Source organism: Enterorhabdus sp. P55 (genome assembly GCF_009911695.1).
Taxonomy (GTDB): Bacteria; Actinomycetota; Coriobacteriia; order Coriobacteriales; family Eggerthellaceae; genus Enterorhabdus.
Window position 1 is genome coordinate 1 of the sequence record NZ_QWKK01000284.1, and the last position, 627, is coordinate 627.

2 protein-coding genes are annotated in these 627 nt (G+C 60.0%); one reads left to right on the forward strand and one right to left on the reverse strand.

What is annotated here, in order from left to right; all coding sequences use genetic code 11:
* Positions 1-338 (forward strand): hypothetical protein (locus tag D1643_RS11310; RefSeq protein WP_236643581.1); only part of this gene is annotated, 338 nt, incomplete at its 5' end.
* Here D1643_RS11310 and D1643_RS11315 read toward each other — a convergent pair.
* The coding region (locus D1643_RS11315) for a hypothetical protein (protein ID WP_160710677.1) at positions 335-627 on the reverse strand (293 nt) is incomplete at its 5' end. The two genes, D1643_RS11310 and D1643_RS11315, sit on opposite strands and share 4 nt — an antisense overlap.

The following is a 627-nucleotide window of genomic DNA, read 5'->3' on the forward strand; positions in this document are numbered from 1 at the left end:
ATTCCGTATCCCAGAAAACCTCGTCCGGATGGCGCTACATGCTCATAGGCAGCGTGTTCATCGGCTGGTACGCCGGGAACATGACCCCGGGGTCAGCCAACGCCGACTCGGTCGGGAAGTACATCAACCTCCCGGTCAAGCTCACGAACTACGTTGCGACCCCGGTGATAGTGGAGCCCAGAGACCAGAGCACGGTCGAGGCCAGGCTCAGCGGCATGATCTATGTCGTGGAGCAGGTGCAGACAGGCTTCGGCGTCCGCCTTATGCGCGACAACTACGCGTTCCTGGACGGCAAGACGTACTACTTCGGCATCACCGCCATAGGCTCCACGACCTAGGGGGCGAGGATTACCAGGTAGTTGAGGCGAATCGGGCCGGAAAACGACCGGTCGAAGTAGGCGTAGACGCCGTCCCCGTACCAGTGTGACGCGCAGTAGGGGTTGGCGCCGTTGTCCTTGCCGGCGCCGTTCATGATGCCGACGTAGTCCTTGGCGCCATCGTAGTTCCGGCCAAACGTTGCCTTGAACTGGGCGTCAGTCCATAGTCGCACATAGTTGTGGCCGGAGCTGCTGACGACGGTCGATCCGGTGAAGAACTTACCTGATCGTATTATCTGGGATACGGAAT